The sequence below is a fragment of the Enterobacter sp. FUJ80071 genome, assembly GCF_038739915.1.
GTDB lineage: Bacteria > Pseudomonadota > Gammaproteobacteria > Enterobacterales > Enterobacteriaceae > Enterobacter > Enterobacter kobei.
In genome coordinates this window covers 2,899,209-2,925,379 of sequence record NZ_JBBXKH010000001.1, presented here as the reverse complement: position 1 = coordinate 2,925,379, position 26,171 = coordinate 2,899,209, and the positions used below count along the sequence as shown (strand labels likewise).

The window sequence follows — 26,171 nt, the reverse complement described above, 5'->3', positions numbered from 1 at the left end:
GACTTTTTATTGCTCAACTTATAACCATAGTTGACCCCTGAACCGCCTCGCCAGTTTTGCTGGCGGGGCGGTTGTCAAATGGCGAGCCCCATCACACTGTCTATACTTACATGGCTATGAAAGAGGTAAAGGCGTTTACCTCTCATCAACTGTAAGGAGGAAAAGGGTGGCTGACTCGTTAACCGCACCGCCTGTACTGCCCGGAAAATATGCTTTCTTTTTTGACCTCGACGGGACGCTCGCCGGGATCCAGCCGCATCCTGACGACGTGGTCGTACCGGATACGGTGCTAGAGAATTTGCAGCAGCTCTCTCGACTGAACGAGGGCGCATTGGCATTGATTTCAGGGCGCTCAATGGCCGAGCTGGATGTGCTCGCCAGTCCTTACCACTTTCCGCTAGCCGGTGTACACGGAGCGGAGCGCCGCGATATCCATGATCAACTGCATGTTGTATCACTCCCCGATACCTTAATTCAGGCGTTACACACTGAACTCTCCACGGCGCTGGCGTCACTCCCGGGTACGGAACTGGAAGCGAAAGGCATGGCATTCGCCTTGCACTATCGGCAGGCACCGCATCACGAAGCAGCGATATTTGCGATTGCCCGTAGCGTGGTCGATGCACACCCGCAGCTCGCGCTGCAGCCGGGGAAGTGTGTCGTTGAGATAAAACCTGAGGGGATTAATAAAGGTGCTGCTATTGCGGCGTTTATGGCGGAACCGCCATTTAAGGGACGTATACCGGTATTTTTAGGCGATGATCTGACCGACGAGGCCGGATTTCGCGTGGTGAATCAGGCCGGAGGGATCGCCGTTAAGGTGGGGCCTGGTAACACTGTCGCAGAATGGCGTCTGGCAAATGTCGACGCCGTCTGGCAGTGGATATCTGATATCGCTAACCAGCAACAACAACAAATAGCGCAAAACAAAGGGGGAAACCATTATGGGTCGCTTAGTCGTCGTCTCTAACCGAATTGCACCGCCTGATGATAAAAAATCCAGTGCAGGTGGCCTGGCGGTAGGGGTGTTAGGTGCCTTGAAAGCTGCTGGTGGGCTGTGGTTTGGCTGGAGTGGTGAAATCAGTGAAGAAGAGAAACCGCTTAACAAAGTGACGCGTGGGAATATCACGTGGGCATCCTTTGCGCTGAAAGAGAAAGACTATGACGAGTATTACTCGCAATTCTCCAACGCCGTGCTGTGGCCTGCGTTTCATTATCGTCTTGACCTGGTCAAATTCCAGCGTGAATCCTTCGAAGGCTACTCGCGCGTCAACGCGCTGCTGGCGGATAAACTGCTGCCTCTTATAGAGGAAGACGATATTTTATGGATCCACGATTACCACCTGCTGCCCTTCGCCCGAGAGCTGCGTAAAAGGGGAGTAAACAACCGGATTGGCTTCTTCCTGCACATACCGTTCCCGACGCCGGAGATCTTTACCGCACTGCCGCCGCATGAAGCGCTGCTGGAGGGGCTGTGTGATTACGATTTATTGGGCTTCCAGACCGAAAATGACCGCCTCGCGTTCCTGGATTCGGTGTCAGGTAAAACGCGACTGATGACAAAAGGCGGCAAGACCCATACGGCGTGGGGGAAAACCTTCCACACCGAAGTGTATCCGATTGGGATTGAACCCGACGAGATTGCGGATCAGGCTTCCGGCCCGCTGCCGCCGAAGCTGGCGCAGCTTAAGAATGAACTCAAGCATGTGAAGAATATCTTCTCGGTAGAGCGTCTGGATTATTCCAAAGGGCTACCGGAACGCTTCCTGGCCTATGAAACGCTGCTGGATAAATACCCTCAGCACCACGGTAAAATTCGTTATACCCAGATAGCGCCAACGTCGCGCGGTGAAGTTCAGGCCTACCAGGATATTCGTCACCAGCTGGAAACGGAAGCGGGGCGCATCAATGGTCGTTATGGTCAGCTTGGCTGGACGCCGCTCTTTTACCTGAATCAGCATTTTGACCGCAAAATCCTGATGAAAGTCTTCCGCTATGCAGACGTGGGGCTGGTCACCCCGTTACGTGATGGGATGAACCTGGTGGCAAAAGAGTATGTGGCGGCTCAGGACCCGGCGGACCCTGGGGTACTGGTGCTTTCCCAGTTTGCCGGGGCGGCGAATGAGCTCACGTCAGCGCTTATCGTGAACCCTTACGATAGGGATGACGTGGCTAATGCCCTCAACCGCGCGTTGACCATGCCGCTGACGGAGCGCATTTCACGCCATGCTGAGATGATGGAAACGATCCGTAAGAACGATATTAATCACTGGCAGGCGCGTTTTATTCAGGATCTCCGCGAAATAACGCCGCAAAGCCATGAAGGCGATCTGCAAAAAAAGATCGCAACATTCCCTAAACTCGCCTGATATTCCTCCGGGAGGTTTACGACCCCCCAAGCGGCACTAACAGCACATCAACCTGGCTTGACGCGACAATCGATTTTGCCGCGCAAGCTGCGCGAGATAAAAAGCTGTGGTTATGGTTCCCGCAAATTACTAAATCAATATTCTGTTTGCGACACATGTCGAGAATATGAGCATTAAGTTCACCGGTCGCAATTACGGTCTCGTAAACAGGATATTGTGCCTTTTCTACCAACTCTCGCAGAAATTGCTGTGTTTCTTCCTGCAATACCTCACGAATATCTTCCAGCATGGGGGCTGCCAGCTGATTATACATCTCGGGTTCGGCTGCAAGCGTGATGAGGCTAATGCGCGCATTGCTGGGCCTGGCGATGGACACGGCCCGGGAAACAAGCAGATGGCTTTCGGGGGAAACAGCAACAGATACAAGCAGATGGGAGTAACTCATGGCGCACTCCTTAGATGTCTGAAAGACAGCGTGTGATCACCATTACCGCGAATGACCAGGATCTGCAAGAGGGGATTACGACATTAGTGTGAAGCTTATCATAATTATTCATTAATTATTCTTATAAGAAGAATAACTGAAAAACGCGTCTAAATGAAAAAAATTAACAACTTAACGTAAATCACACAATTTCCCTCTTTTGCCGTTAAATCGTTTTAACCCGTTATAAACATATTTCGAATGATCACGCTCTGAAACAATTTTTGTGGGCGGCTTGCATAACTCTATGTTTTTTCACGGTAAGAAAAATGTTTCCTTAAGATGAGCATCTTGTGAAGGTTTCCGGGGCGCGCTCACGGCAGGAAAAGCACGATACATGCCAGTTCGCTTCACCCTTCTGCATGACTATTCGTCGATTAAGAATACAAAACTGTGCCAAATGGGCAAAAAATGAACAAACTACAAGTCATACTGATGGATTTATGGAGGATATTCACTTAAATTGTGTGACGTAGATCACATTTTTTTTAAATTTGAGGGTGGCTGCATTGTATGTGGCAAATCTGACGAGTAGAGTTTGCGTCGAATTAGGAAAAATCTTAGTTATTTGTAAGAAATGATAAACCACGTAAGAGACGTTACTGCGTTTCGACTCTTGCGCGTTTCGATGAATACAAACCTAGATTCAACTATGCATTTAGCCTTTTCTTTTTATACCGGGTGATTTCCCGGCGACATCACGGGGTGCGGTCTTTCCGCATAAAAATAATAGTTGGTTATTCGGGATGGGAACAATGCATACATCCGAGTTGCTAAAACATATCTATGACATCAATTTGTCATATTTACTGCTCGCGCAGCGTTTAATTAGTCAGGACAAAGCGTCCGCGATGTTTCGTCTGGGTATTAACGAAGAAATGGCAACCATGCTGGGTGGTTTAACCCTCCCGCAGATGGTAAAACTGGCCGAAACGAATCAACTGGTTTGCCAGTTCCGTTTTGACAATCCGCAGACGATCACGCGTCTGACGCAGGAATCCCGTGTTGACGATCTGCAACAGATCCATACCGGTATTCTTCTCTCCACTCGCTTGCTTAACGAAATCAGCCAGCCTGATGACGCAGCCCGTAAGAAAAGGGCCTAGCAATGAGCGAGAAAAGCATTGTTCAGGAAGCGCGTGACATACAGCTTGCCATGGAGCTGATTACGCTGGGTGCTCGTTTACAAATGCTGGAAAGCGAGACTCAGCTGAGCCGTGGTCGCCTCATTAAACTGTATAAAGAGTTACGTGGTAGTCCCCCGCCGAAAGGCATGTTGCCGTTTTCGACAGACTGGTTTATGACGTGGGAGCAAAATATCCACGCATCGATGTTCTGTAACGCCTGGCAATACCTTCTGAAAACCGGTTTGTGTAGCGGCGTCGACGCCGTGATCAAAGCGTATAAACTTTACCTTGAACAATGCCCGCAGCAGGACGAAGGCCCCCTGCTGGCACTGACCCGAGCATGGACGCTGGTACGTTTTGTTGAGAGCGGAATGCTTGAATTGTCGCGCTGCAATTGCTGCGATGGCAATTTTATTACCCATGCTCATCAGCCTGTTGGCAGCTTCGCCTGTAGTTTATGCCAGCCTCCATCCCGCGCAGTAAAAAGACGTAAACTTTCCCGGGATGCTGCCGATATTATTCCACAACTGCTGGATGAACAGATCGAACAAGCTGTTTAACCCGAACGTGTGGGCAAGATTCCAGCAGCGGTAAGTCATTACCGCTGCTTTTTTTTACCCCTCAAACGGTAAACGCTACGAACTGAACGTCCTTGCCATAGTCACTAGCGGAAGGATGATGTCGTGCTTATCTTATTAGGTTACCTGGTAGTTCTCGGTACAGTTTTCGGCGGTTACATGATGACCGGCGGGCACCTTGGAGCACTCTATCAACCGGCTGAACTTATTATCATCGGCGGCGCAGGGGTAGGGGCTTTTATCGTTGGTAACAACGGCAAATCCATCAAGGGCACGTTGAAAGCCATTCCATTGCTGTTCCGTCGCTCGAAATATACCAAAAGCATGTATATGGATCTGCTGGCGCTGCTCTATCGCCTGATGGCGAAGTCACGTCAGCAGGGGATGTTCTCTCTTGAGCGGGATATTGAAAACCCGAAAGAGAGCGAAATTTTTGCCAGCTATCCGCGCATTCTGGCTGATGCCATGATGCTGGATTTCATCGTCGATTATCTGCGACTCATCATTAGCGGCAATATGAATACCTTCGAAATCGAAGCGCTGATGGATGAAGAGATCGAAACCCACGAAAGCGAATCTGAAGTGCCGGCCAACAGCCTGGCGCTGGTGGGTGACTCGCTTCCGGCTTTCGGTATCGTTGCGGCGGTGATGGGGGTGGTACATGCCCTGGCGTCGGCGGATCGTCCGGCGGCCGAACTGGGCGCGCTGATTGCCCATGCGATGGTAGGGACCTTCCTCGGTATTTTGCTGGCTTATGGTTTTATCTCTCCGCTGGCCAGCGTCCTGCGCCAGAAGAGCGCGGAAACCACCAAAATGATGCAGTGCGTGAAGATCACGCTGCTCTCAAACCTCAACGGTTATGCGCCGCCGATCGCGGTTGAATTTGGCCGTAAAACGCTTTACTCCAGCGAGCGTCCGTCGTTTATCGAACTTGAAGAACACGTGCGCGCGGTGAAAAACCCAAACCAACAGACGACAACTGAGGACGCATGAAAAACCAGTCCCATCCGATCGTCATCGTAAAAAAACGCAAGCACAAGGGCGGTGGGCATGGCGCGCACGGCTCGTGGAAAATCGCGTACGCCGACTTTATGACTGCAATGATGGCGTTCTTTCTGGTGATGTGGCTGATCTCCATCTCCAGCCCGAAAGAACTGATCCAGATTGCCGAATATTTCCGTACGCCGCTGGCGACGGCAGTGACCGGTGGGCCGCGTATCTCTAACAGCGACAGCCCCATTCCTGGCGGCGGTGATGATTACACCCAGCAGAAGGGTGAGGTGAAAAAAGAGCCGAACATCGACGAGCTGAAGAGGAAGATGGAACAGGCGCGTCTGAAAAAACTGCGTGGCGATCTCGATCAGCTGATTGAGGCTGACCCCAAACTGCGTGCGTTGCGACCGCACCTGAAAATCGATCTGGTGCAGGAAGGGTTGCGTATTCAGATCATTGATAGCCAGAACCGTCCGATGTTTAAAACCGGCAGCGCTGAGGTTGAGCCGTACATGCGCGATATTCTGCGCGCTATTGCACCGGTGCTGAACGGCATTCCTAACCGAATCAGCCTGTCAGGCCACACGGATGATTTCCCGTACGCCAGTGGGGAGAAGGGATACAGCAACTGGGAGCTTTCTGCCGATCGTGCCAACGCCTCGCGTCGCGAGCTGGTGGCCGGTGGGCTTGATGATGGCAAGGTACTGCGCGTGGTCGGCATGGCAGCAACCATGCGCGTCTCCGACCGCGGGCCGGATGACGCCATCAACCGTCGTATCAGTCTTTTAGTGCTGAACCAGCAGGCGGAGCAGGCCATCCTGCATGAAAACGCCGAAAGTCAGAATGAGTCACTGGACGATTTAAAACAGCCTGGGGCCGTTCCTTCGGCTGCCGTTCCAACATCGCCACCAGCCAATCCGAGGTGATAGCGTGAGCATGGATATTAGCGATTTTTACCAGACATTCTTTGATGAAGCCGACGAATTGTTGGCCGATATGGAGCAACATTTGCTCGACCTGGTGCCCGAAGCACCGGACTCCGAGCAGCTCAATGCCATCTTCCGTGCGGCGCATTCCATTAAGGGCGGAGCCGGAACGTTTGGATTTACCATCCTGCAGGAAACAACCCATTTAATGGAAAACCTGCTGGATGAAGCACGACGCGGTGAGATGCAGCTCAATACCGACATTATCAACCTGTTTTTGGAAACCAAAGATATTATGCAGGAACAGCTCGACGCCTATAAAAGTTCGGCAGAGCCTGATGCCGCCAGCTTTGAATATATCTGCAATGCGCTTCGCCAGCTCGCTCTGGAAGCAAAAGGTGAGGTCGCAGCAGCCGTTGTCCCTGCTGCAAAACTGAGCGTTGTCGATGCGGTTGGTGCCGGTGAAACCGCGCCAGCCGCTGCGCAAGCGGGCAAATTGCGTGTTGTGCTTTCACGCCTGAAAGAGAATGAGGTTAACCTGCTGGAAGAAGAGCTGGGTAACCTGGCGACGTTAAGCAATGTCGTGAAAGGCAAAGACAGCCTCGCCGCTACGCTTGATGACGGGATTGGTCAGGACGATATCGTGGCGGTGCTGTGCTTTGTGATTGAAGCCGACCAGATTGCCTTCGAAACCGAAACCGAAACCGAAACCGCCGAAGCGGAAGCTCCAGTAGCGCAGGAAGAGGTGGCCGTCATCGCTCAGGCTCCGACCCCGGCTGTCGCGCCTGCGGCCCCGGCGCTGAAAGCGGTGCCAAAAGACGCTGCTGCACCTGCACGTGGTGAAAAACCGGCCGCGCGCTCCAGCGAATCCACCAGCATTCGCGTTGCCGTTGAGAAGGTTGACCAGCTGATCAACCTGGTGGGCGAACTGGTGATCACCCAGTCGATGCTGGCACAACGTTCTAATGAACTGGACCCGGTTACCCATGGCGATCTGATCACCAGCATGGGTCAGTTACAACGTAACGCCCGCGATCTGCAGGAATCGGTCATGTCCATCCGTATGATGCCGATGGAATATGTCTTCAGCCGCTTCCCGCGCCTGGTACGCGATCTCGCGAGCAAACTGAATAAACAGATTGAACTGACGCTGATGGGTAGCTCCACCGAGCTGGATAAGAGCCTGATCGAGCGCATCATCGACCCGTTAACGCACCTCGTGCGTAACAGCCTCGACCACGGTATTGAACTGCCGGAAAACCGCATTGCTGCCGGAAAATCGCCGGTGGGCAATTTGATTCTCTCTGCGGAACATCAGGGCGGGAATATTTGCATCGAAGTGACCGATGACGGCGCGGGTCTTAACCGCGAGCGTATTCTGGCGAAGGCGATTTCGCAGGGCATGGCGGTCAACGAAAACATGACCGATGAAGAAGTGGGGATGCTGATCTTCGCGCCCGGCTTCTCTACCGCAGAGCAGGTGACTGACGTTTCCGGGCGCGGCGTCGGCATGGACGTGGTGAAACGTAACATCCAGGAGATGGGCGGTCACGTTGAGATCCAGTCTAAGCAGGGTTCCGGCACCACCATTCGCATCCTGCTTCCGCTGACGCTGGCGATCCTCGACGGGATGTCCGTGAAAGTGGCAGACGAAGTGTTCATTCTTCCGCTGAACGCGGTGATGGAATCCCTGCAGCCGCGTGAAGAAGATCTGCATCCGCTGGCGGGCGGTGAGCGCGTGCTCGAAGTGCGCGGGGAATATCTGCCGCTGGTGGAACTGTGGAAAGTGTTCGAAGTGGACGGCGCGAAGACAGAGGCCACGCAGGGCATCGTTGTGATCCTGCAAAGTGCGGGCCGTCGCTATGCGCTGCTGGTTGATCAGCTGATTGGTCAGCATCAGGTGGTGGTGAAGAACCTCGAAAGCAACTACCGCAAAGTGCCTGGTATTTCTGCCGCGACCATTCTGGGTGATGGTAGCGTGGCGCTGATCGTCGATGTGTCGGCGCTTCAGGGATTAAATCGTGAACAACGTGTGGCGTACACAGCCGCCTGATTAAGTAGAAGGTAAAAACATGACCGGTATGAGTAATGTAACGAAACTGGCGGGCGAGCCATCAGGACAGGAATTCCTGGTATTCACTTTAGGCGATGAGGAGTACGGCATCGATATCCTTAAAGTGCAGGAAATTCGTGGTTACGATCAGGTTACCCGCATCGCTAACACACCTGCTTTTATTAAAGGTGTCACCAACCTGCGCGGCGTCATTGTGCCCATCGTCGATCTGCGCGTGAAGTTCAGCCAGGGCGACGTTGACTACAATGACAACACCGTGGTGATCGTCCTGAACCTGGGGCAGCGCGTGGTGGATGGCGTATCTGACGTGCTCTCTCTGACCTCTGACCAGATTCGCCCTGCGCCGGAGTTTGCGGTCACCCTGTCGACCGAATACCTGACCGGTCTGGGTGCGCTCGGCGAGCGTATGCTGATTCTGGTGAACATTGAGAAGCTGCTGAACAGCGAAGAGATGGCGCTGCTGGATATCGCGGCGAATCATGTAGCGTAGGTAAATGCAAAACGGCAACCCGGTTGCCGTTTTTTATGTTTGCTCCCTCTCCCTGTGGGAGAGGGTCGGGGTGAGGGCATCAGGCCTCACCCCTTTCATATCCTTACGCTTCCTGCTTTACCAGCTCAGCTTCCGCTTCCCGCGCCCCTTCATTCTGCGACAGCATCGCGGTCGCAATCCCGTTCCCCAGCACGTTAATGGCTGAACGCCCCATATCCAGGAAGTGGTCGATCCCCATCAGCAGCAGAATGCCCGCTACCGGGATATTAAAACTTGGAATGGTCGCAGCCAGCACCACCAGGGACGAACGCGGTACGCCCGCAATCCCCTTTGACGCCAGCATCAGGGTTAACATCAGTACCGTTACCTCTGAGAAACTCAGGTGAATGTTATACGCCTGGGCGATAAACATCGACGCGAACGAGCAGTACACCATCGACCCCACCAGGTTGAAGGAGTAGCCAATTGGCAGAACAAAAGAGGCGATATTGCGTGAGCAGCCAAAACGCTCCAGTTGCTCCAGCGTTTTAGGGTAGGCGGCTTCAGAACTGCTGGTGGTGAACGCCACCAGTACCGGGTCTTTCAACATGCTGACCAGGCGAAACACCTCTTTTTTCAAAACCATATAGCCCACGGCGAGCAATACCAGGCAGGTGAGAAGGATGGCAACATAGTAACCGCCAATAAAGGAGGCATAGTTCAACAGAATGCCTAAGCCCTGAGTGGCAATGACGGAGGAGATCGCCGCAAAGATGGCCAGCGGCGCAACGTACATCACGTAACCGGTTACCTTCAGCATGATATGGGAAACCACATCCAGCGCGGCAACCAGCGGCGCGTTGAATTTCTGCCCCAGCGACGCACCGCCGATACCGAAGAACATTGAGAACACCACAATCTGCAGGATCTCATTGTTCGACATCGCGCCTGCGATACTGGTTGGAATAGTGTGAGACAGAAACGCTTTCAGCGTCATGCCTCCAACGGCCAGACCGGTATCTACCGCTTCGGTTGGGATCGTCAGGTTCAGACCACTTCCCGGATGCTCCAGCGTGACGATAAACAGTCCGACCAGAATGGAGAGCACCGATGAGCTGATAAACCACACCATCGCTTTACCGCCAACGCGGCCAATGGTGGAGGTTTCGCCCAGTTTCATAATGCCGACGGTCAGCGTACTGAAGACCAAGGGTGCAATAACCATTTTGATCAGACGAAGGAAAATGTCGGTCAGCAGGGTAATATTATCCGACCAGGCTTTAATGGCATCCGCAGATGCGTATTCATGAATTGCTGCCCCTGAAAGAATACCCGCCAGCATGAATATCACGATGAAGAGTGTGAGTTTGTTTGCACTTGCCACGAAAAAAGACCCTCTATGCGCTTTAGATGTCGCCCGCGCCGATACATATAGATTTTTTATTGCTGCGCGGGGAATTATTCGGCACATAAATTGACGCAAAGTGTAGGGGGATACAACAAGTTTTTAAGTTTTATTAATTTTGTTGTTAATGTGCAGACGATATATTGTGACGCTTATCACACTTTTGCGGATATATCCTCAGCCTGCGCGCCCGAATATTCTTTTAATTCGGTTTAACTTTCTGTTTTTAAAATATAAATGCTGTCAATAAGACATAGGTTGTGACTACCCTGCGTCGGGTGGTCGAAGCGATATCCGTAAACTAAATTCTCAATAACCCCCTCAGAGGAACGTTAAGCGGGGCTAACATCTTGAACGTTAAAAATAAAATGTTGCAAGGGAACGGAGACGTCTTCTGGAGGGTGGTAAATGAAAAGAAAACTCCTTTTGATCTGTGCAGGCACATTACTGACTACGACCGTAGTTCATCAGGCACTGGCCGTTACCAGCAGCGGCACCATCGGGGCGACGCTGACGCTGACAAACGGCTGCCTGATAAACGGATCGCCCACGCAAAGTGGTATTAACTTCGGGACGCTCGATTTTGGTACCCATCCCGCAACGTTTTCCACCCTTACGACGCAGTTGAGCGGCGCCAGCGGCGGAAACACCTTTACCGTCCAGTGTACGACCGCCAGCTATACGGTCGCGATAACCGGCAATACCCATTCCACCGCCCCTGGCTCCGTGGTGGGGTCGCCAGCACGCCTGAGCGCTACCTGGTCAATACGGCCAACGCGGCACAGGGTGTGGCTTATAGCCTGTACAGCGACAGCGGGTTCAACTCTGTGATTGCCAATAACACCGCGTTGCCGATCGCGTCTACGGCAGGTGGGGTCGACAGTTATACCCTGTACGGCCGCATTACCGGAGGCGGGAACAGCGTAACGGTGGTACCCGGCACCTATACCGACACGATTAACGTCAGCGTGACCTATTAGATCTGCACTGCCATGAAGGCCCCTTTTACAGGTCTGCGCAAACGCGCAGAGGGAAGCGTGCAGCCTTTTTTCGCGCTGATCGTCGGGCTGTTGCTGATACCTGCTGCGGGGGCGGTGACATCGCAGTCCTTTAAGGTCAGCGCGACCATTGTACCGGGTTGCGCGGTGGCCACCGGTAGCGGGGGGCTTCTCGGTACGCTGGATTTTGGCACCCATAATGGGGTGGAAAGCGCGCCAGTCAGTACCAGCTTTGTGCCAAACGGGGCGTTGTCTATCGCCTGTACGCCTGGCGTGGCGCTGAGCATGAGCATTAATGGCGGTCAAAATTATTCATCCGTCCGTCGGATGAAGCGGTCCGGAGGAACAGAACTGGTGCCGTACCGGCTCTACAGCAGCAGCTCGCTGGCCGCCAACAGCGAAATTGGCGTTAACCAGGCAATACCGGTGACCTATACCAACAGCAATAACATCGCGCTGCCGCTGTTTGGCGTGGCGCTACTGACCGGCTTTAGCCCGGCAGGAACCTATACCGATCAGCTCACCGTGACCTTGTCATGGTAATAAAGGGAGAGAGTCGATGAAGCCATTGTTCCGGCAGTTGTGTCTGGCGGGTGTTTTATCAGGCGTCGCGGCCACAGGCGAGGCGCAGGCGGCGGCCACCATTCTGCACTGGCCCATCGATCCCTGGCTTGCCGCAGATGCCAACGCCACGGAGCTGTGGATCCAGAACCAGGGAAACAGCGCAACGACGATGCAGGTGCGTATTGTGCGCTGGAAGCAGGAGGGGGGATACGAACGCTACAGCGCGCAGCAGGACGTGGTCGCCAGCCCGCCCATTGTCACCATTCACAAAGGCAATAAACAGCTGATTCGCCTTATCAAACAGAGCGCAGTCCCTGTCGGGGTCGAACAAGCCTACCGCATTATTGTTGATGAAATTCCCCAGCCCGACGCGAAAGCCGAACCCTCCATCGGCCTTAAATTACAGATGCGCTATTCCATTCCGCTGTTTGTCTACGGACAGGGTATCCCGACCCTTAAAGAGGGGGCGCATCATGCCCTGGCCGAGACCCGAAATCTGAGCTGGCGCGTGACCCACGAGGGAGGACAGCCTGCATTACAGGTACGTAATCAGGGGGATGTGCATGTCAGATTAAGCCAGGTGTCACTGGAGCAGGGCGGACAGAAACGCACCGTAGCGGAGGGATTACTGGGTTACGTCCTCCCGGGCAGCACCCGCAGCTGGCCAATACCCGCTGGCGTTCGTCAGCCGGACCGGATGAGCGCGCAGATTAATGCCAGGGATGAACAATGGCAGTCGACGCCCGTCAACTGAAGCCGGCAATGATGCTACTGCTTTGCGTCAGCACCACAACCTGGGCCGATCCCGGTGACGACAGTTTACCGCCGCCTCCTCAGGCGCAGGCGGTAAATGATGAGGCGGTTTTCCAGCTTGCCCTCGTGCTCAACCACTACGACACCGGTCTGGTGGTACCCGTGACGCAACGTAACGGCGCTTTCTTTATCTCCAGCGCCGATTTGCTGCGCGCGGGGCTCCCCCCGGAGCATGTGCCCGCCGGCGAGGTGAATCTCGCCTCACTGAGTCAGGTTCGTGTGGCGTATGACAGTGCCGCACAGCGCCTGTTGCTGACCGTTCCCCGCGACTGGATCAGTGCCCGGGTGACGCCTTTCAGTGCCCAAACGGCGCAGACCAAACCGCACTATGGGCGCGGGGCGCTGCTGAATTACGATCTGTATACCAACCACACGGAACATATCGGCGGTCAGGCGTCGCTCTGGCATGAATTCCGCTACTTCAACGAGAACGGCTCGTTCTCCTCCACCGGCTACGCCCGGAAAAATTTCACCGGAAACGACGGTCAACAGGAAGGGTATGTTCGCTATGACACGACGCTGCTGATAACCCGTGAGGATGACGCGACCACCTTGAGCGCGGGGGACGTGATCAGCGATGCCCTGAGCTGGACCTCCAGCGTGCGGATGGGCGGTATTAGCTACGGACGTGATTTCTCCCTGCGCCCGGACCTGGTGACATGGCCGCTGCCGGAGTTTTCGGGTGAAGCCGCGGTGCCTACCTCGGTGGATCTGTTTATCAACGGCTATCGCTCTGGCTCAACCCAGCTTCAGCCTGGCCCCTTCACCCTGACCAATCTGCCCTATATCAACGGTGCCGGGGATGCGGTGCTGGTCACCACCGATGCGCTGGGCCGTCAGGTGAGTACCACGCTACCGTTTTATGTCACCAGCGATTTGCTCAAACAAGGGCTGAGTGACGGCGCCGTGACGCTCGGCAGCCTGCGCCGTAACTATGGCATCAGGAACTTTGACTACGGTCCTGCTGCCGGTAGCGGCTCGTATCGCTACGGGGTGACCGACTGGCTGACGCTGGAGGGCCATGCGGAAGGGGCGCAGGAGCTGGCGCTGGGCGGGGCAGGGACGGTGATCAAACTCGGCCAGTTTGGCGTAGTGAACACCTCTTACTCACAAAGCCGCATGCGCGGAGACAACGGCGGGCAAATCAACTGGGGTTACCAGTACAATACCAGCGAGTTCAGCGTGGCCACCCAGCACACGCGTCGCGATCGCGGTTTGGGCAATCTTGCCCTTTATGACCAGCCGACGGTGTATGACGAAAACGACAAACCCATCGCCAGCTTTAGCCGCAATACGGACCAGTATTCCCTGACGTTTAACATGGGGCAGTACGGCAATATTGGCGCGGCCTGGATCGGCGTAGAGAGCTTTGACGGCCAAAAAACGGAGCTGCTGAATCTCTCATGGAGCCGAAATCTGTGGGGCGCAAGCAGTATTTACCTGGCCGGCAGCCGGGACCAGCAGCGGGGGGACTGGACGGTTGCGCTCTCGCTGCAGGTGCCGCTGGGCGCACGCGACAGCGCTGCCGTCACCGTTGAGAACACCCCGGATGCGGGCAGCACGCAGCGGATTAACTATAACCACTCCATGCCTTCTGACGGTGGTTTTAGCTGGAACATGGCCTGGGCAAATCAGTCAAAATCCAGTGATTATCAGCAGGGTACGCTGGGCTGGCGCAATAACAACATCGAACTGCAGGGCGGCGGCTACGGCGAAAGAGACACCATGACCTGGTGGGGCGAGGCAATGGGCGCGATTGTCCTGATGGACGGAGAGCTGTTTGCGGCGAACAAAATCAACGATGCGTTTGTGGTGATCAGCACCGACGGTCATCCGGACGTGCCCGTCAGCTATGAGAACCAGCCCGTGGGTAAAACGAATAACAACGGTTACCTGCTGGTCAGCGGGGTGTCGGCGTATTACCCGGCAAGCTACCGGATTGATACGCTGAATCTGCCTGCGGATACCCGGCTGAAAGAGACAGAGCGGCGGATTGCCATCCGTCGTCACAGCGGTTATCTGGTGGATTTCCCGATGGAGCAGGAGAGAGTGGCAAGCGTCATTCTGCATGATGCGCGAGGGCAAGCGATTCCGGTTGGAAGCCAGGTGCGGCGAGCCTCGCGCAGTAATGCGGTGGTGGGCTATGACGGGATCGCCTGGCTGGAGAATCTCAGCGACGTCAATCCGCTTGAGGTGATCACGCCTGCCGGGAAGCGCTGCACGGCGACCCTGAACGTGGGGCCTAATCCGCAGCATAAGCTGCAAACCTACGGTCCGCTGGTGTGTCGGGAGGGCCCGTGAAACGCTGGCTGCTGTTGATGCTGCTGCTATTCTCCTGCGGGGGCTGGGCGGCGTGTACCGTCAGTACGGTCAATGCCTCGTTTGGCAGCGTCACGTCGTTTGCGCTTAGCGGCACCGGGGAGGTGGAAACCACCGGTACGCTGGTGGTGGCATGCGATGCGGTACTGAATGTTCTGACCAACGATTCGGTGACGTTGAATTACACCGCGGCGTCGGTTTCGGGCAACAGCCGCGCCAACCTTAAACGCACCGACGACACGAGTATTACGGATGTGATCCCCACCCGGCTGTGTGGATTATCGGGTTGTGCGAGCAGTAGCGAAGTGCAGATAAGTAAATCGTATACCTGGAGCGGTAACACCCTGCTGGGGTTGCTTGGCTCAAAGCGGTACAACATACCGCTCTATTTTCGCACCGTCGCCGGGCAAAACGTGACGGCCGGGCCTTACCAGGTGCTGTTGACCTTCAGCATCAATTACAACGTCTGTGCCGTCGGTCTTGGAAGCCTTTGTACGTCTCCCCAGCCGGGAACCGCAACAACCAGTATTCTGCTGAACATGACCGTCACCAGTGACTGCAGCGCCATGACCACGCCGGACGTGAACTTTAACAGCGCGCCGCTGGTGCAAAGTTTCCCCACCGTCTCGCAGGCCATTGCCGTGACCTGTACTAAAGGCAGCACCTACACCATTGGCATTAATAATGGTGCCAACGCCCTGAACAACGTACGGCGTATGGTGAGCGGCAGCAACTTCCTCAGTTATGACATTTATAAAGAAGCCACCACCAACCGCTGGGGCGGCAGCGGTGCCGAACGCTGGACCAGCGCGACCGCGTCCCAGGTCAGCACCGACGGTTTACTGCGCACCTACAACTACACCGCGAAGGTCCTGACCAGTCAGACTACGCCGCCCGCTGGCACCTACACCGATACGCTGATTGTTGACGTCGCGTTTTAGTCCACGCTTTTCCCTTTCGCAAATGTAAAGTTCCTGTGGCCTGTGCCGATAACACCGTTAATAAATCTATGAGAAGGTGTTGTATGTTGAACCGTATCCGCGTTGTCACAATGCTTATGATGGTGCTGGTCATTTTCGCACTACTTCAGCTTATCTCCGGCGGGCTTTTTTTCTCGTCATTAAAACAGAAGCAGGACAGTTTCGCCGCCTCGAACGATCTTCGCCTGCAGCAGAGTGAACTCACCTCGACGTGGGATCTGATGCTGCAAACGCGTATCAACCTGAGCCGCTCGTCCGCGCGCATGATGATGGACCCTAACAATCAGCAGAGCAGCGCGAAGACCGATCTGTTGAAAAATGCCCGCGCCACCCTGGCTGACGCCGCAAAACACTACGCCGCCTTCAAACAGATCGCGCCGCAGCCTGCTATGGCGCAGGTTAGCCAGAATATTGATGAAAAATACACTGCCTACTTTGCTGGCCTGACGGAGCTGATCCAGTTCCTGGAGAGCGGCAACATGGACGCCTATTTCGCACAGCCCACGCAGGGGATGCAAAACGCACTCGGCGCCGCGCTCGGGGAATATGCGAAGGCCAGTGGCGATCTGTATCACTCGGCCTTTACGGAAAGCCAGAATGACTACCGCTTTGCGAAATGGCAGATGGCGGCGATGGCGCTGGCGCTGGTTATTGTCCTGGTCGCGGTGTGGTACGGCATTCGCCACATCCTGCTGAATCCTCTCGGTCGCGTCATTGCCCACATTCGTGAAATTGCCAGTGGCGATCTAACCAAAACGCTGGCCATTTCCGGGCGCAATGAGATTACCGAACTGGCTAACAGCGTTGACCATATGCAGCGTTCGCTCATCGATACCGTCGCCAACGTGCGTAGCGGCACGGATGCCATCTATACCGGCACCAGCGAAATTGCGATGGGGAATAACGATCTCTCATCCCGTACCGAGCAGCAGGCGTCCGCGCTGGAAGAGACCGCTGCCAGCATGGAGCAGCTCACCGCAACCGTGAAGCAGAACGCCGATAACGCCCGTCAGGCCTCTCAGCTGGCTGAAAGCGCCTCCGAGACGGCGCAGCGCGGCGGCCGCGTGGTGGATGGCGTGGTGAAAACCATGCACGAAATTGCCGACAGCTCGAAGAAAATTGCCGACATCATCAGCGTCATCGACGGCATCGCCTTCCAGACCAATATTCTGGCGCTGAACGCCGCCGTGGAAGCGGCGAGGGCGGGTGAGCAGGGGCGCGGGTTTGCGGTGGTTGCCGGGGAAGTGCGCAACCTGGCCAGCCGCAGCGCCAACGCGGCGAAAGAGATTAAGGCCCTGATTGAAGACTCCGTCTCCCGCGTGGATACCGGCTCGGTACTGGTGGAAAGCGCCGGGGAGACCATGAATGACATCGTGAATGCTGTTACCCGCGTAACGGACATCATGGGTGAAATCGCCTCTGCATCTGATGAGCAGAGTCGTGGTATCGATCAGGTTGCCCTGGCGGTATCGGAAATGGATCGCGTGACACAACAAAACGCCGCGCTGGTGCAGGAGTCCGCGGCCGCGGCCGCTGCCCTTGAAGACCAGGCGAGTCGTCTGAAGATGGCCGTCTCGGCGTTTCGTCTCGCTTCACTCGCTGGAAATACGGTCACTGCGCAAGCCACGTATAAAGCGCCTGCCGCCGAATCGACGGCAACTCGCCTGCGTGCTGCAACGGCCGGACAAGATGAAAACTGGGAAACATTTTGACTGACAATTAAACCGCGGCTGCTTGCCGCTTGATGGGAGCGTGGATGTTAAATCGTATTCGTATCTCGACCACACTGTTTTTGATTCTGATCCTTTGCGGTGTGTTGCAGGTTGGCAGTAACGGGTTGTCTTTTTGGGCGTTTCGCGATGGCTATCAGAATTTGCAGGATGTTGAGGCGAGTAATCAGCAGCGCTCCGCACTGGCACAAACGCGTGCCGTGCTGTTGCAGGCAAGCACTGCGCTGAACAAGGCGGGCACCTTAACCGCGCTGAGCTATCCGCCGGATGACATTAAAGCGCTGATGGCCACCGCGCGAAGCAGCCTGAAACAGGCTGGCGCACAGTTTAACGCTTTCACGGCGCAGGCGGCGGGCAGCGAGAAAGAGCACGCGCTGAAAGCCGCCATGAAGAAGAACTTTGAACAGTGGTACAGCGATCTGGACCACCAGGCGACCTGGCTTGAGAACAACCAGCTCTCGGACTTTATGACCGCGCCGGTGCAGGCCTCACAGGATGCGTTCGACGGCAGCTTTAACGCGTGGCAGCAGGATATTAACCAGTCTGTTCAACGTGCAGAGGAAGACAGCCGTATCAGCTATCACATGTCGGGTGTGATCTTTGGCGTCGTCGTGATTCTGGCGGGGCTACTGACCGGTGGGGCACTGCTCTGGTCACGCAAAATGATTGTGCAGCCGCTGGCGATTATCAGCAGCCACTTCGACAGTATTGCGAAGGGCGATCTGGCGCGTCCGGTGGCGGTGTTCGGTAAGAACGAAATTTCGGCGATCTTTGCCAGCCTGAAGGCGATGCAGGGTGCCCTGCGGGAAACCGTCTCCGATGTGCGTCAGGGCAGTTATGCCATGCACACCGGGATCTCAGAGATTGCGGCAGGCAACAACGATCTCTCTTCCCGCACCGAGCAGCAGGCGGCCTCGCTGGCGCAGACGGCGGCCAGCATGGAGCAGCTGACCGCAACGGTCAGCCAGAACGCCGATAACGCGCGTCAGGCGTCTGACCTGTCAAAACAGGCGGCAATGACGGCGAAAAAAGGGGGCGATCAGGCCTCTCACGTTGCCAGCACCATGCAGGAGATTGCCACCAGCTCGCAAAAGATTGGTGACATCATCAGCGTGATCGACGGTATCGCGTTCCAGACCAACATTCTGGCGCTGAATGCCGCGGTTGAAGCGGCGCGCGCCGGTGAACAGGGGCGTGGGTTTGCGGTCGTGGCGGGGGAAGTGCGTAACCTGGCCAGCCGCAGCGCCAACGCGGCGAAAGAGATTAAGGTCCTGATTGAAGAGTCGGTATCACGCGTCCAGCAAGGCTCAGCCCTGGTGGATACGGCGGCGCATACCATGCATGAGATCGTCACCTCCGTCACGCGGGTTAACGACATCATGGGCGAGATTGCGTCTGCGTCGGACGAACAGCGTCGCGGCATTGAGCAGGTTGCTCAGGCCGTCAGCCAGATGGATCAGGTGACGCAACAGAATGCCTCGTTAGTTGAGGAAGCGGCAGCGGCAACCGATCAGCTGGCCAGCCAGGCGGATCGTCTCACCGGGCTGGTCGCGGTATTTAATGTGAAAGAGCACGTTGAAGCAGTAACAGAAGTCGGGCGGTCGCAGGCCGTGCCAGTTGTATCCTGAATGTAATTAAGAAGGCGCTATGACATCACCAATGCCCCCTGGGCAAACGTCATTATTGTTGCAGATGACACAGCGCCTCGCGCTGTCCGACGCGCATTTTCGTCGGATATGTCAGTTAATCTACCAGCGTGCAGGGATCGTGCTTGCGGATCATAAGCGGGACATGGTCTACAACCGTCTGGTGCGGCGCTTGCGTACGCTGGGGCTGGATGATTTTGGTCGCTATCTGAGCATGCTCGAAGCCAACCAGAACAGCGCAGAGTGGCAGGCTTTTATCAACTCGTTAACCACTAACCTGACGGCCTTTTTCCGCGAAGCCCACCACTTCCCGGTACTGGCCGAGCACGCGCGGCGTCGTACCGGGGAGTATCGCGTCTGGAGTGCGGCCGCCTCGACCGGTGAAGAGCCGTACTCGCTGGCAATCACACTTGCCGACACGCTTGGGATGGCGCCCGGGCGCTGGAAGGTTTACGCCAGCGATATCGACACCGAGGTGCTGGAGAAGGCGCGCAACGGCGTGTATCGCCAGGACGAACTGAAAACGCTGTCGCCGCAGCAGTTGCAGCGATATTTCATGCGTGGGACAGGCCCGCATGAAGGCCTGGTACGCGTACGCCAGGAGCTGGCGAATTGCGTCGAATTCGCGCCCGTTAACCTGCTGGACAAGCAGTACAACGTGCCGGGGCCATTCGACGCCATTTTTTGCCGTAACGTCATGATCTATTTTGATAAAACGACGCAACAGGACATTCTGCGTCGGTTTGTTCCGTTGCTCAAGCCTGACGGTTTACTGTTTGCCGGGCACTCGGAAAACTTCAGCAACCTCGCGCGAGAGTTTAGCCTGCGTGGGCAAACGGTATATGCGCTGAGTAAGGAAAAAGCATGAGTAAAATCAGGGTATTGTCTGTCGACGATTCAGCGCTGATGCGTCAGATCATGACTGAAATCATCAATAGCCACAGCGACATGGAGATGGTAGCAACGGCGCCCGATCCGCTGGTCGCGCGGGATTTAATTAAAAAATATAACCCCGACGTGCTCACGCTGGATGTCGAGATGCCGCGCATGGATGGCATCGATTTCCTGGAGAAATTGATGCGGCTGCGGCCGATGCCGGTGGTGATGGTCTCCTCCCTGACCGGGAAAGGATCGGAAATCACCCTGCGCGCGCTGGAGCTGGGGGCGGTAGATTTTGTCACCAAACCGCAGCTCGGTATTCGCGAGGGGATGCTGGCGTATAGCGAGATGATCGCGGAGAAAATTCGTACCGCATCGCGGGCAAAACTGGCGGCCCATAAGCCAATGGCCGCCCCGGCAACCCTGAAGGCCGGCCCGTTACTCAGCTCGGAAAAACTGCTGGTGATTGGGGCGTCAACCGGAGGAACAGAGGCAATTCGTCATGTACTCCAGCCATTGCCGCTTTCAAGTCCGGGTATTCTGATTACCCAGCATATGCCGCCAGGCTTTACCCGCTCGTTCGCCGAACGCCTGAATAAGCTGTGTCAGATCAGCGTGAAAGAGGCGGAAGACGGCGAGCGCGTGCTCCCGGGACATGCCTATATCGCCCCGGGTGATAAGCATATGGAGCTGGCTTGCAGCGGTGCAAACTATCAAATCAAAATTCATGACGGACCGCCGGTCAACCGGCACCGTCCCTCGGTGGATGTGCTGTTTCATTCGGTGGCGAAACATGCGGGGCGCAACGCCGTTGGGGTGATCCTGACGGGGATGGGCAACGATGGTGCCGCCGGAATGCTTGCAATGCACCAGGCTGGCGCCTGGACGATTGCGCAGAATGAAGCAAGTTGTGTGGTGTTCGGCATGCCGCGCGAGGCCATCAATATGGGTGGCGTGAGCGAAGTGGTCGATCTTAGCCAGGTAAGCCAGCAGATGCTGGCGAAAATCAGTGCCGGACAGGCAATACGTATTTGACTCAGGAGTATTATTTTATGGCGGATAAAGAGCTTAAGTTTTTGGTTGTGGATGACTTTTCCACCATGCGTCGCATTGTGCGCAACCTGCTGAAAGAGCTGGGCTTCAACAACGTTGAAGAAGCAGAAGACGGCGTTGATGCGCTGAACAAACTGCAGGCGGGTGGGTTTGGTTTTGTTATCTCCGACTGGAACATGCCAAACATGGACGGTCTGGAGCTGCTGAAAACCATTCGTGCCGATGCGGGAATGGCGTCCTTGCCGGTTCTGATGGTCACCGCAGAAGCGAAAAAAGAGAACATCATTGCTGCTGCACAGGCGGGCGCAAGCGGCTATGTGGTGAAGCCATTCACCGCGGCAACCCTGGAAGAGAAGCTCGGTAAGATCTTCGAGAAACTCGGCATGTGAGGTGATGGAAATGTTGCAACCTGCTATGAAACCCGTTGAAGAACACTCGCCGAGCGATATCATCGTCCGTATTGGCAGCCTGACGCGCATGCTGCGTGACAGCCTGCGTGAGCTGGGTCTGGATCAGGCGATTGCGGAAGCGGCGGAAGCGATTCCTGACGCGCGAGATCGTCTGGACTACGTTGTGCAGATGACCGCCCAGGCGGCAGAACGTGCGCTGAACAGCGTTGAAGCGTCGCAGCCCCATCAGGATGCGATGGAAAAAGGCGCGAAAGCGCTGACCCAACGCTGGGACGAGTGGTTCGAGAACCCGATTGAGCTGGCGAATGCCCGCGAGCTGGTGACCGATACCCGTCAGTTCCTGGGGGATGTGCCGGGCCACACCAGCTTCACCAACGCCCAACTGCTGGATATCATGATGGCGCAAGATTTCCAGGACCTGACGGGTCAGGTGATCAAGCGCATGATGGATGTGATTCAGGAGATTGAACGCCAGCTGCTGATGGTTCTGCTGGAGAACATTCCGGAACCGGCAGCCCGTCCAAAACGCGAGAACGAAAGCCTGCTCAATGGCCCACAGCTCGACGCCAGCAAAGCGGGCGTGGTGGCAAGCCAGGATCAGGTTGACGATCTGCTGGACAGCCTCGGCTTCTGATTGGTGCCGTTACCCTCAGGTTGCCTGCGTAACCTGAGGGTCTGTTCTAGCGCAGATCCATCTTCACCGTGACGTTTCCTTCGAAGCTCCCCGGTGCGGGCGTGGCATCCGTAGTGCTGACGGGAACCGCCTGTATTTTAACGCTGCCGTTTCCCTGCTCGTCCAGATTTACTGGAAATGCATAAGTCCCATCCAGCGCCACGTTCTGGCTATTTTCGTCGTACACCCGCACACCCAGATCGTCCCTTTCAAGCAGCTTAGCAATGTAGGGCGTACTGCTATCCACTATGCCCTGGTCGGCCGTCAGGGTGAGCTTTATCCTGTCATTATTACCAACGGCGTTATCGTCACAGTGGTAGTTAATATCGACGCTTTTTAGGGCATAGCCCTGAGGCGGCTGCCCTTTGCGGGTAAACTGTTTACTGACGATGCTGCCAAACTGGACTTCAATCGTGCTGCCTGCATTGATGGTGCAGCTCAGCGGTGCAGAAAGGGTACCGCCAAACCAGATATCAGAGACGTGTTCTGCCTGAGTGGCGTCGCAGCTTCCACCGGTGCCAATATAAAGGCAGGCGTAGTTTTGGGCGATGAGCGTCGCCGGGATCACCTCTTCACCCAGTATCGGTTTTTTTATGTGCAGCAGCACGGCCACGACGTTCCAGCGAAACTTGCGTTTCGATGCGGCACCACCGTCAGGCCGGGAGTCATTGCTGCATACGTCGCTTTCTTCTTCTGTTTTGGACAGGCTCGATTCGAGCACGGTAAGCATATTTCCCCGCGGGGTCGGGTACTCATTGATCGGGATTGGGGTGAGCGAGCTGCCGTCCGGGGAGTTAATCGCATCCGCATAGCCAGTAATGTGGGCATCAATTTTATCCGTAAGATAGCCAGTACCGCTGGTGCCGGGGTTAAGGGGGCTGCCAGCCAGGGTTTTTTCGTAGACGGTGCTTGACGAAAACATGTTTCCCGGGCACGTGCAGTTTGCTTCCAGGTCGGCACCTGCGCCGACCAGGTGACCCGGAATATCATAATCGTTGTTTGCAACGTTTTCTGTCGATGTAAATTCATGATGGTAATCAATGGAATACGTCTGTGGGGCTCCGAAACAATTTTTGAGTACCGTGACGGCGCCGAAAGACCCCGTCGATACCAGCATCAGCGTGCTGGTCAGAGAAACCGTAAGGGTTCGTCTTTTCATTTTAGTGAGCATAAGCTGTTTCCTGCTGACAAAGCGCGCGGGTTGAACGGATACCGTTAGGGCTCTCCGTGTATCCCTCTGCCTGCTGTAAAATATGGGCGACACACTGTTGGTCTGGCGCTTTTCCCCATTTCACTGTGAGCTGTGTGGGCTCGCCGACGCCGGCCAGGTATACCGTGCTGGTATCGTCCACGATGCCGCTCAGGTCCGCGTTCGCGCTGGTGACGATTGCGCCAAAGGGGACGCGTTGATTGCCGGGGCGGGTTAACGCGATCAGCATTCGATAACCCACGTGCGCATCGAACCGGCTTTCAACGGCGGCATTACGTGAAGGGATCACCCGGATTGACGTATCGCTGCTCTCCACGTTTTCGGGCAGGCTTGCGGTGTCGATACGAATCGCATTTTCCTGATACGGCGTCAGGGACGGGATAACGGCGTTACCCAGCCAGTCTGTCTGAATACCCTGCTGGTTCTGGAAGCGTACACCGGAGGCGCCGTTGGCATTGACAATGGCAAACTGGCTCCCTAACGGCTGCGCCAGCGTAACGCCGCGGGGGTGTGCAACAATGGCCCCGCTGATCCCGTAGTTCATCTGCTCCGCGCTGCCGGAAGAGGCGTAATAACCGGCATTCAGGTTGGCGTATTGAGAACGATAGGTACCATATACGCTGCTGGTATCCTCCCCATCGTGATTAGAATGGCTTTGCTGCAGCGAATAGCTTAAACGTTCGTCGTCCAGCAGCGTTCCGTTGACGCCGATATTGTGTCGGGTGTAGCCATTTTTGGTGTTGCTGATGTTATAGCTACTCCACGCGCGGGGGAGCCAGCGAGTTAGCGGCACGCTAAAGCCGAAGGAGACCATCCGGTCGGCCTCCTCGTCGTTCGTTTTACTGTAGGTATATGCCAGGTGATAACTCACCCCAGACAGAACGGTGTTAAAACCTAACGACAGGCTGCGTTCTTTTTTCGACGTCCCCCAGTAGTCCTGCTGGTAGCCGTTAAGATAGAGACTGACGCCAGCAAGGTTCTGGCTGATACTGGCCTGAACGCGGTTGCGTTTGTTATAGCGGAAGAGCAAATCGTTATCGTGTCCGTCCTGCTTCTGATTAGCGTCAGCAAAGCTGTAATACCCGCGACTCGAGTAGCGATAACTGCCAAGCGTGAAATTGGTATCGGTGGCGTCAATTTTCCCCGAATAGAGTACGCGCCAGGACTGGCCGACATGCTTGCTGCCGTCGTCAAGCGTGGTATCGGCGGCGGTGACGTCTGTAGAGAGCGAACCCATCGGCCCCAGCGCGATGCCAGCGCCCGTATTGAGGGCATTATAGTCTTGCGAAAGGGTTAGCCCGCCAAACCAGGTCAGCAGATTGTTGACGCCGAAGATGACGCTCCCCTGAAGGAAGTCGGGCTCCTTTTGGTCACTCCCGCTGTCTGCGCGATAACGGCCCGCCGTCAATTCATACTTCATGTGTCCCGGGCGCTGCATAATGGCGATGCTTGAGTAGGGTTGAGTAAAGTGATGTTCGGTGCCGTCGGCCTCTTTCACCGTCACTTCCAGGTCGCCGCTGTTGGTAGTGGAGTAAAGGTCGTTGATCTCAAACGCTCCGGGGGCTACGTTCTGCTGGTAGATGAGATATCCGTTCTGGCGCACCGAGACGACCGCATTCGAGCTGGCGACGCCGCGAATGACCGGTGCATAGCCGCGTTGGCTATAGGGCAACATTTCTTCGTCCGTGGCGAGATTGACGCCCCGATACTGCAGGCTGTCGAACACTTCGCCGCGCGTGCTGCTCTCGCCCGCGGTGAACTGCGCTCTCAGCGCGTCGATGTCGTGCTGCAGGAACGTGTTGATGTTATCCCACTGTGAATCGCCGTCCGATTTGGTCCACGTTGAGTAGTTTCGAAGACGCCAGCCGCCCAGGTTCGCCCCGGTACGCAAATTCAGATAGCGGCTTTCTGTGCTGTCCTCGCGATCTTCTTTGCTTTGCGAGCCCGACAGCGAATAATCGCTGAACAGGACGGGAACACCATCGTCCCAGCGCGAGGGATCGATAAAATCGCGACCGTTATCAGCCAGCGCGGCCTGGGGGATGCTCAACCTAAGCGTCATTGTTGAGAAATCAAGCTCTGCAGACGCCTGTGGAATATAGTTATCCAGCGACTCTGGGAGCGTTTCCTCCGCCGGACGCTTCAGCAACGGAGGATAACGGTCGATATTAATGCCCCAGGCGCGCAGCATCGCGGGGCTCAATTGGGGGATCAGGCGCCCGTCAGATCTGCTGACGTAGCGAATGTTGGCATCCTTCAGCCTGCGATCGTTGATTGTGATGATGGAAGAGTAGGTGCCGGGCAACTGGGCGTTCGATTTTGTAAAAAGCGAGAGGTCGATATCCTGCTGCGTCAGCATGTCCCCTTCGAGTGAGGAAGGAGAAAAGAGATACTCCCGGGCATCTGCGGAAAAAATCATTAACATCAGGGTACTCGCCAGACAGCGTGTAACCGAATTCAGCCGAAAGGTT

The 26,171-nt window shown here is 55.5% G+C and carries 22 protein-coding genes and 1 pseudogene; 19 read left to right on the top strand and 4 right to left on the bottom strand.

The features are described 5' to 3' along the window. Positions 1 to 166: 166 nt before the first annotated feature. Both otsB and otsA read left to right on the top strand, forming a co-directional pair. Complete coding sequence (gene otsB, locus AAER43_RS14250; protein WP_045269602.1) at positions 167 to 970, top strand: trehalose-phosphatase; 804 nt, start codon at positions 167 to 169, stop codon at positions 968 to 970. Then, positions 945 to 2,369, top strand: coding sequence for an alpha,alpha-trehalose-phosphate synthase (gene otsA, locus AAER43_RS14245; protein WP_014884356.1), 1,425 nt, complete (start codon positions 945 to 947; stop codon positions 2,367 to 2,369). Before otsB ends, otsA begins: the two co-directional genes overlap by 26 nt. A 16-nt stretch (positions 2,370 to 2,385) precedes the next feature. Here the strand turns inward: otsA and uspC are convergent, their stop codons facing one another. After that, positions 2,386 to 2,814 carry a universal stress protein UspC gene (uspC, locus tag AAER43_RS14240; RefSeq protein WP_014884355.1) on the bottom strand — a complete coding sequence of 143 codons (429 nt, stop codon included), beginning with the start codon at positions 2,812 to 2,814 and terminating at the stop codon, positions 2,386 to 2,388. 794 nt (positions 2,815 to 3,608) lie between these two features. Here uspC and flhD point away from each other — a divergent pair. From flhD to cheW, 6 genes are all read left to right on the top strand, one after another. Then, entirely contained in the window at positions 3,609 to 3,959 is a 351-nt protein-coding gene (gene flhD / locus AAER43_RS14235; RefSeq protein WP_013096050.1) for a flagellar transcriptional regulator FlhD, read from the top strand. A gap of 2 nt (positions 3,960 to 3,961) precedes the next feature. Beyond that, entirely contained in the window at positions 3,962 to 4,540 is a 579-nt protein-coding gene (gene flhC, locus AAER43_RS14230; protein ID WP_014884354.1) for a flagellar transcriptional regulator FlhC, read from the top strand. A gap of 123 nt (positions 4,541 to 4,663) precedes the next feature. Further along, on the top strand, positions 4,664 to 5,551 hold the full coding sequence (motA, locus tag AAER43_RS14225) for a flagellar motor stator protein MotA (protein WP_008500417.1): 888 nt from the start codon (positions 4,664 to 4,666) through the stop codon (positions 5,549 to 5,551). Next, positions 5,548 to 6,477, top strand: a complete 930-nt coding sequence (motB, locus tag AAER43_RS14220; protein ID WP_014884353.1) for a flagellar motor protein MotB — start codon at positions 5,548 to 5,550, stop codon at positions 6,475 to 6,477. The genes motA and motB overlap by 4 nt, the downstream gene beginning before the upstream one ends. 4 nt (positions 6,478 to 6,481) lie before the next feature. Next, positions 6,482 to 8,530 carry a chemotaxis protein CheA gene (cheA, locus tag AAER43_RS14215; RefSeq protein WP_023337444.1) on the top strand — a complete coding sequence of 683 codons (2,049 nt, stop codon included), beginning with the start codon at positions 6,482 to 6,484 and terminating at the stop codon, positions 8,528 to 8,530. 19 nt (positions 8,531 to 8,549) lie between these two features. Further along, positions 8,550 to 9,041: a chemotaxis protein CheW gene (gene cheW, locus AAER43_RS14210; protein WP_342701999.1), complete on the top strand. Its 492-nt coding sequence runs from the start codon at positions 8,550 to 8,552 to the stop codon at positions 9,039 to 9,041. Positions 9,042 to 9,144: 103 nt separating this feature from the next. On the opposite strand, the gene AAER43_RS14205 is transcribed toward cheW, so the two are convergent. Further along, positions 9,145 to 10,404 carry a dicarboxylate/amino acid:cation symporter gene (locus AAER43_RS14205; protein WP_014884350.1) on the bottom strand — a complete coding sequence of 420 codons (1,260 nt, stop codon included), beginning with the start codon at positions 10,402 to 10,404 and terminating at the stop codon, positions 9,145 to 9,147. 429 nt (positions 10,405 to 10,833) lie between these two features. Between AAER43_RS14205 and AAER43_RS14200 the strand changes: the two are divergent. The 11 genes and pseudogenes from AAER43_RS14200 (at position 10,834) to cheZ (ending at position 22,451) form a co-directional block, all read left to right on the top strand. After that, a pseudogene (locus AAER43_RS14200) lies at positions 10,834 to 11,405 on the top strand (spore coat protein U domain-containing protein). Between the two features lie 12 nt (positions 11,406 to 11,417). Further along, positions 11,418 to 11,966, top strand: coding sequence for a spore coat U domain-containing protein (locus AAER43_RS14195; RefSeq protein ID WP_032636170.1), 549 nt, complete (start codon positions 11,418 to 11,420; stop codon positions 11,964 to 11,966). 16 nt (positions 11,967 to 11,982) lie between these two features. Beyond that, positions 11,983 to 12,741 (top strand): molecular chaperone, encoded by a 759-nt coding sequence (locus AAER43_RS14190; RefSeq protein ID WP_050861711.1) that lies wholly within the window; start codon positions 11,983 to 11,985, stop codon positions 12,739 to 12,741. Beyond that, positions 12,717 to 15,101, top strand: coding sequence for a fimbria/pilus outer membrane usher protein (locus tag AAER43_RS14185; RefSeq protein WP_050861712.1), 2,385 nt, complete (start codon positions 12,717 to 12,719; stop codon positions 15,099 to 15,101). Before AAER43_RS14190 ends, AAER43_RS14185 begins: the two co-directional genes overlap by 25 nt. Next, complete coding sequence (locus tag AAER43_RS14180) at positions 15,098 to 16,060, top strand: spore coat U domain-containing protein (protein ID WP_057057822.1); 963 nt, start codon at positions 15,098 to 15,100, stop codon at positions 16,058 to 16,060. The genes AAER43_RS14185 and AAER43_RS14180 overlap by 4 nt, the downstream gene beginning before the upstream one ends. An 83-nt stretch (positions 16,061 to 16,143) precedes the next feature. After that, positions 16,144 to 17,811, top strand: a complete 1,668-nt coding sequence (tar, locus tag AAER43_RS14175) for a methyl-accepting chemotaxis protein II (protein WP_057057823.1) — start codon at positions 16,144 to 16,146, stop codon at positions 17,809 to 17,811. Positions 17,812 to 17,855: 44 nt separating this feature from the next. Next, complete coding sequence (gene tap, locus AAER43_RS14170) at positions 17,856 to 19,457, top strand: methyl-accepting chemotaxis protein IV (RefSeq protein WP_014884343.1); 1,602 nt, start codon at positions 17,856 to 17,858, stop codon at positions 19,455 to 19,457. 19 nt (positions 19,458 to 19,476) lie between these two features. After that, positions 19,477 to 20,343 carry a protein-glutamate O-methyltransferase CheR gene (gene cheR, locus AAER43_RS14165; RefSeq protein ID WP_014884342.1) on the top strand — a complete coding sequence of 289 codons (867 nt, stop codon included), beginning with the start codon at positions 19,477 to 19,479 and terminating at the stop codon, positions 20,341 to 20,343. Further along, positions 20,340 to 21,389 (top strand): chemotaxis response regulator protein-glutamate methylesterase, encoded by a 1,050-nt coding sequence (locus tag AAER43_RS14160; protein WP_057057824.1) that lies wholly within the window; start codon positions 20,340 to 20,342, stop codon positions 21,387 to 21,389. Before cheR ends, AAER43_RS14160 begins: the two co-directional genes overlap by 4 nt. Before the next feature lie 17 nt (positions 21,390 to 21,406). Next, positions 21,407 to 21,796: a chemotaxis response regulator CheY gene (gene cheY / locus AAER43_RS14155; protein ID WP_000763862.1), complete on the top strand. Its 390-nt coding sequence runs from the start codon at positions 21,407 to 21,409 to the stop codon at positions 21,794 to 21,796. Positions 21,797 to 21,806: 10 nt separating this feature from the next. Beyond that, positions 21,807 to 22,451: a protein phosphatase CheZ gene (gene cheZ / locus AAER43_RS14150; RefSeq protein WP_014884340.1), complete on the top strand. Its 645-nt coding sequence runs from the start codon at positions 21,807 to 21,809 to the stop codon at positions 22,449 to 22,451. Positions 22,452 to 22,497: 46 nt separating this feature from the next. Here cheZ and AAER43_RS14145 read toward each other — a convergent pair whose 3' ends face one another. Beyond that, positions 22,498 to 23,661 carry a fimbrial protein gene (locus AAER43_RS14145; RefSeq protein WP_014884339.1) on the bottom strand — a complete coding sequence of 388 codons (1,164 nt, stop codon included), beginning with the start codon at positions 23,659 to 23,661 and terminating at the stop codon, positions 22,498 to 22,500. Next, entirely contained in the window at positions 23,651 to 26,125 is a 2,475-nt protein-coding gene (locus AAER43_RS14140) for a fimbria/pilus outer membrane usher protein (RefSeq protein ID WP_158008933.1), read from the bottom strand. Before AAER43_RS14140 ends, AAER43_RS14145 begins: the two co-directional genes overlap by 11 nt. Positions 26,126 to 26,171: the final 46 nt, after the last annotated feature.

What these genes read in the sequence shown, in the direction of transcription:
- otsA (WP_014884356.1), top strand. Translation starts at nt 945, where the DNA reads ATGGGTCGCTTAGTCGTCGTCTCTAACCGAATTGCACCGCCTGATGAT.
- uspC (WP_014884355.1), bottom strand. Translation starts at nt 2,814, where the DNA reads ATGAGTTACTCCCATCTGCTTGTATCTGTTGCTGTTTCCCCCGAAAGC.
- flhD (WP_013096050.1), top strand. Translation starts at nt 3,609, where the DNA reads ATGCATACATCCGAGTTGCTAAAACATATCTATGACATCAATTTGTCA.
- flhC (WP_014884354.1), top strand. Translation starts at nt 3,962, where the DNA reads ATGAGCGAGAAAAGCATTGTTCAGGAAGCGCGTGACATACAGCTTGCC.
- motB (WP_014884353.1), top strand. Translation starts at nt 5,548, where the DNA reads ATGAAAAACCAGTCCCATCCGATCGTCATCGTAAAAAAACGCAAGCAC.
- cheW (WP_342701999.1), top strand. Translation starts at nt 8,550, where the DNA reads ATGACCGGTATGAGTAATGTAACGAAACTGGCGGGCGAGCCATCAGGA.
- AAER43_RS14195 (WP_032636170.1), top strand. Translation starts at nt 11,418, where the DNA reads ATGAAGGCCCCTTTTACAGGTCTGCGCAAACGCGCAGAGGGAAGCGTG.
- AAER43_RS14190 (WP_050861711.1), top strand. Translation starts at nt 11,983, where the DNA reads ATGAAGCCATTGTTCCGGCAGTTGTGTCTGGCGGGTGTTTTATCAGGC.
- AAER43_RS14185 (WP_050861712.1), top strand. Translation starts at nt 12,717, where the DNA reads ATGGCAGTCGACGCCCGTCAACTGAAGCCGGCAATGATGCTACTGCTT.
- tar (WP_057057823.1), top strand. Translation starts at nt 16,144, where the DNA reads ATGTTGAACCGTATCCGCGTTGTCACAATGCTTATGATGGTGCTGGTC.
- tap (WP_014884343.1), top strand. Translation starts at nt 17,856, where the DNA reads ATGTTAAATCGTATTCGTATCTCGACCACACTGTTTTTGATTCTGATC.
- cheR (WP_014884342.1), top strand. Translation starts at nt 19,477, where the DNA reads ATGACATCACCAATGCCCCCTGGGCAAACGTCATTATTGTTGCAGATG.
- AAER43_RS14160 (WP_057057824.1), top strand. Translation starts at nt 20,340, where the DNA reads ATGAGTAAAATCAGGGTATTGTCTGTCGACGATTCAGCGCTGATGCGT.
- cheY (WP_000763862.1), top strand. Translation starts at nt 21,407, where the DNA reads ATGGCGGATAAAGAGCTTAAGTTTTTGGTTGTGGATGACTTTTCCACC.
- cheZ (WP_014884340.1), top strand. Translation starts at nt 21,807, where the DNA reads ATGTTGCAACCTGCTATGAAACCCGTTGAAGAACACTCGCCGAGCGAT.
- AAER43_RS14145 (WP_014884339.1), bottom strand. Translation starts at nt 23,661, where the DNA reads ATGCTCACTAAAATGAAAAGACGAACCCTTACGGTTTCTCTGACCAGC.
- AAER43_RS14140 (WP_158008933.1), bottom strand. Translation starts at nt 26,125, where the DNA reads ATGTTAATGATTTTTTCCGCAGATGCCCGGGAGTATCTCTTTTCTCCT.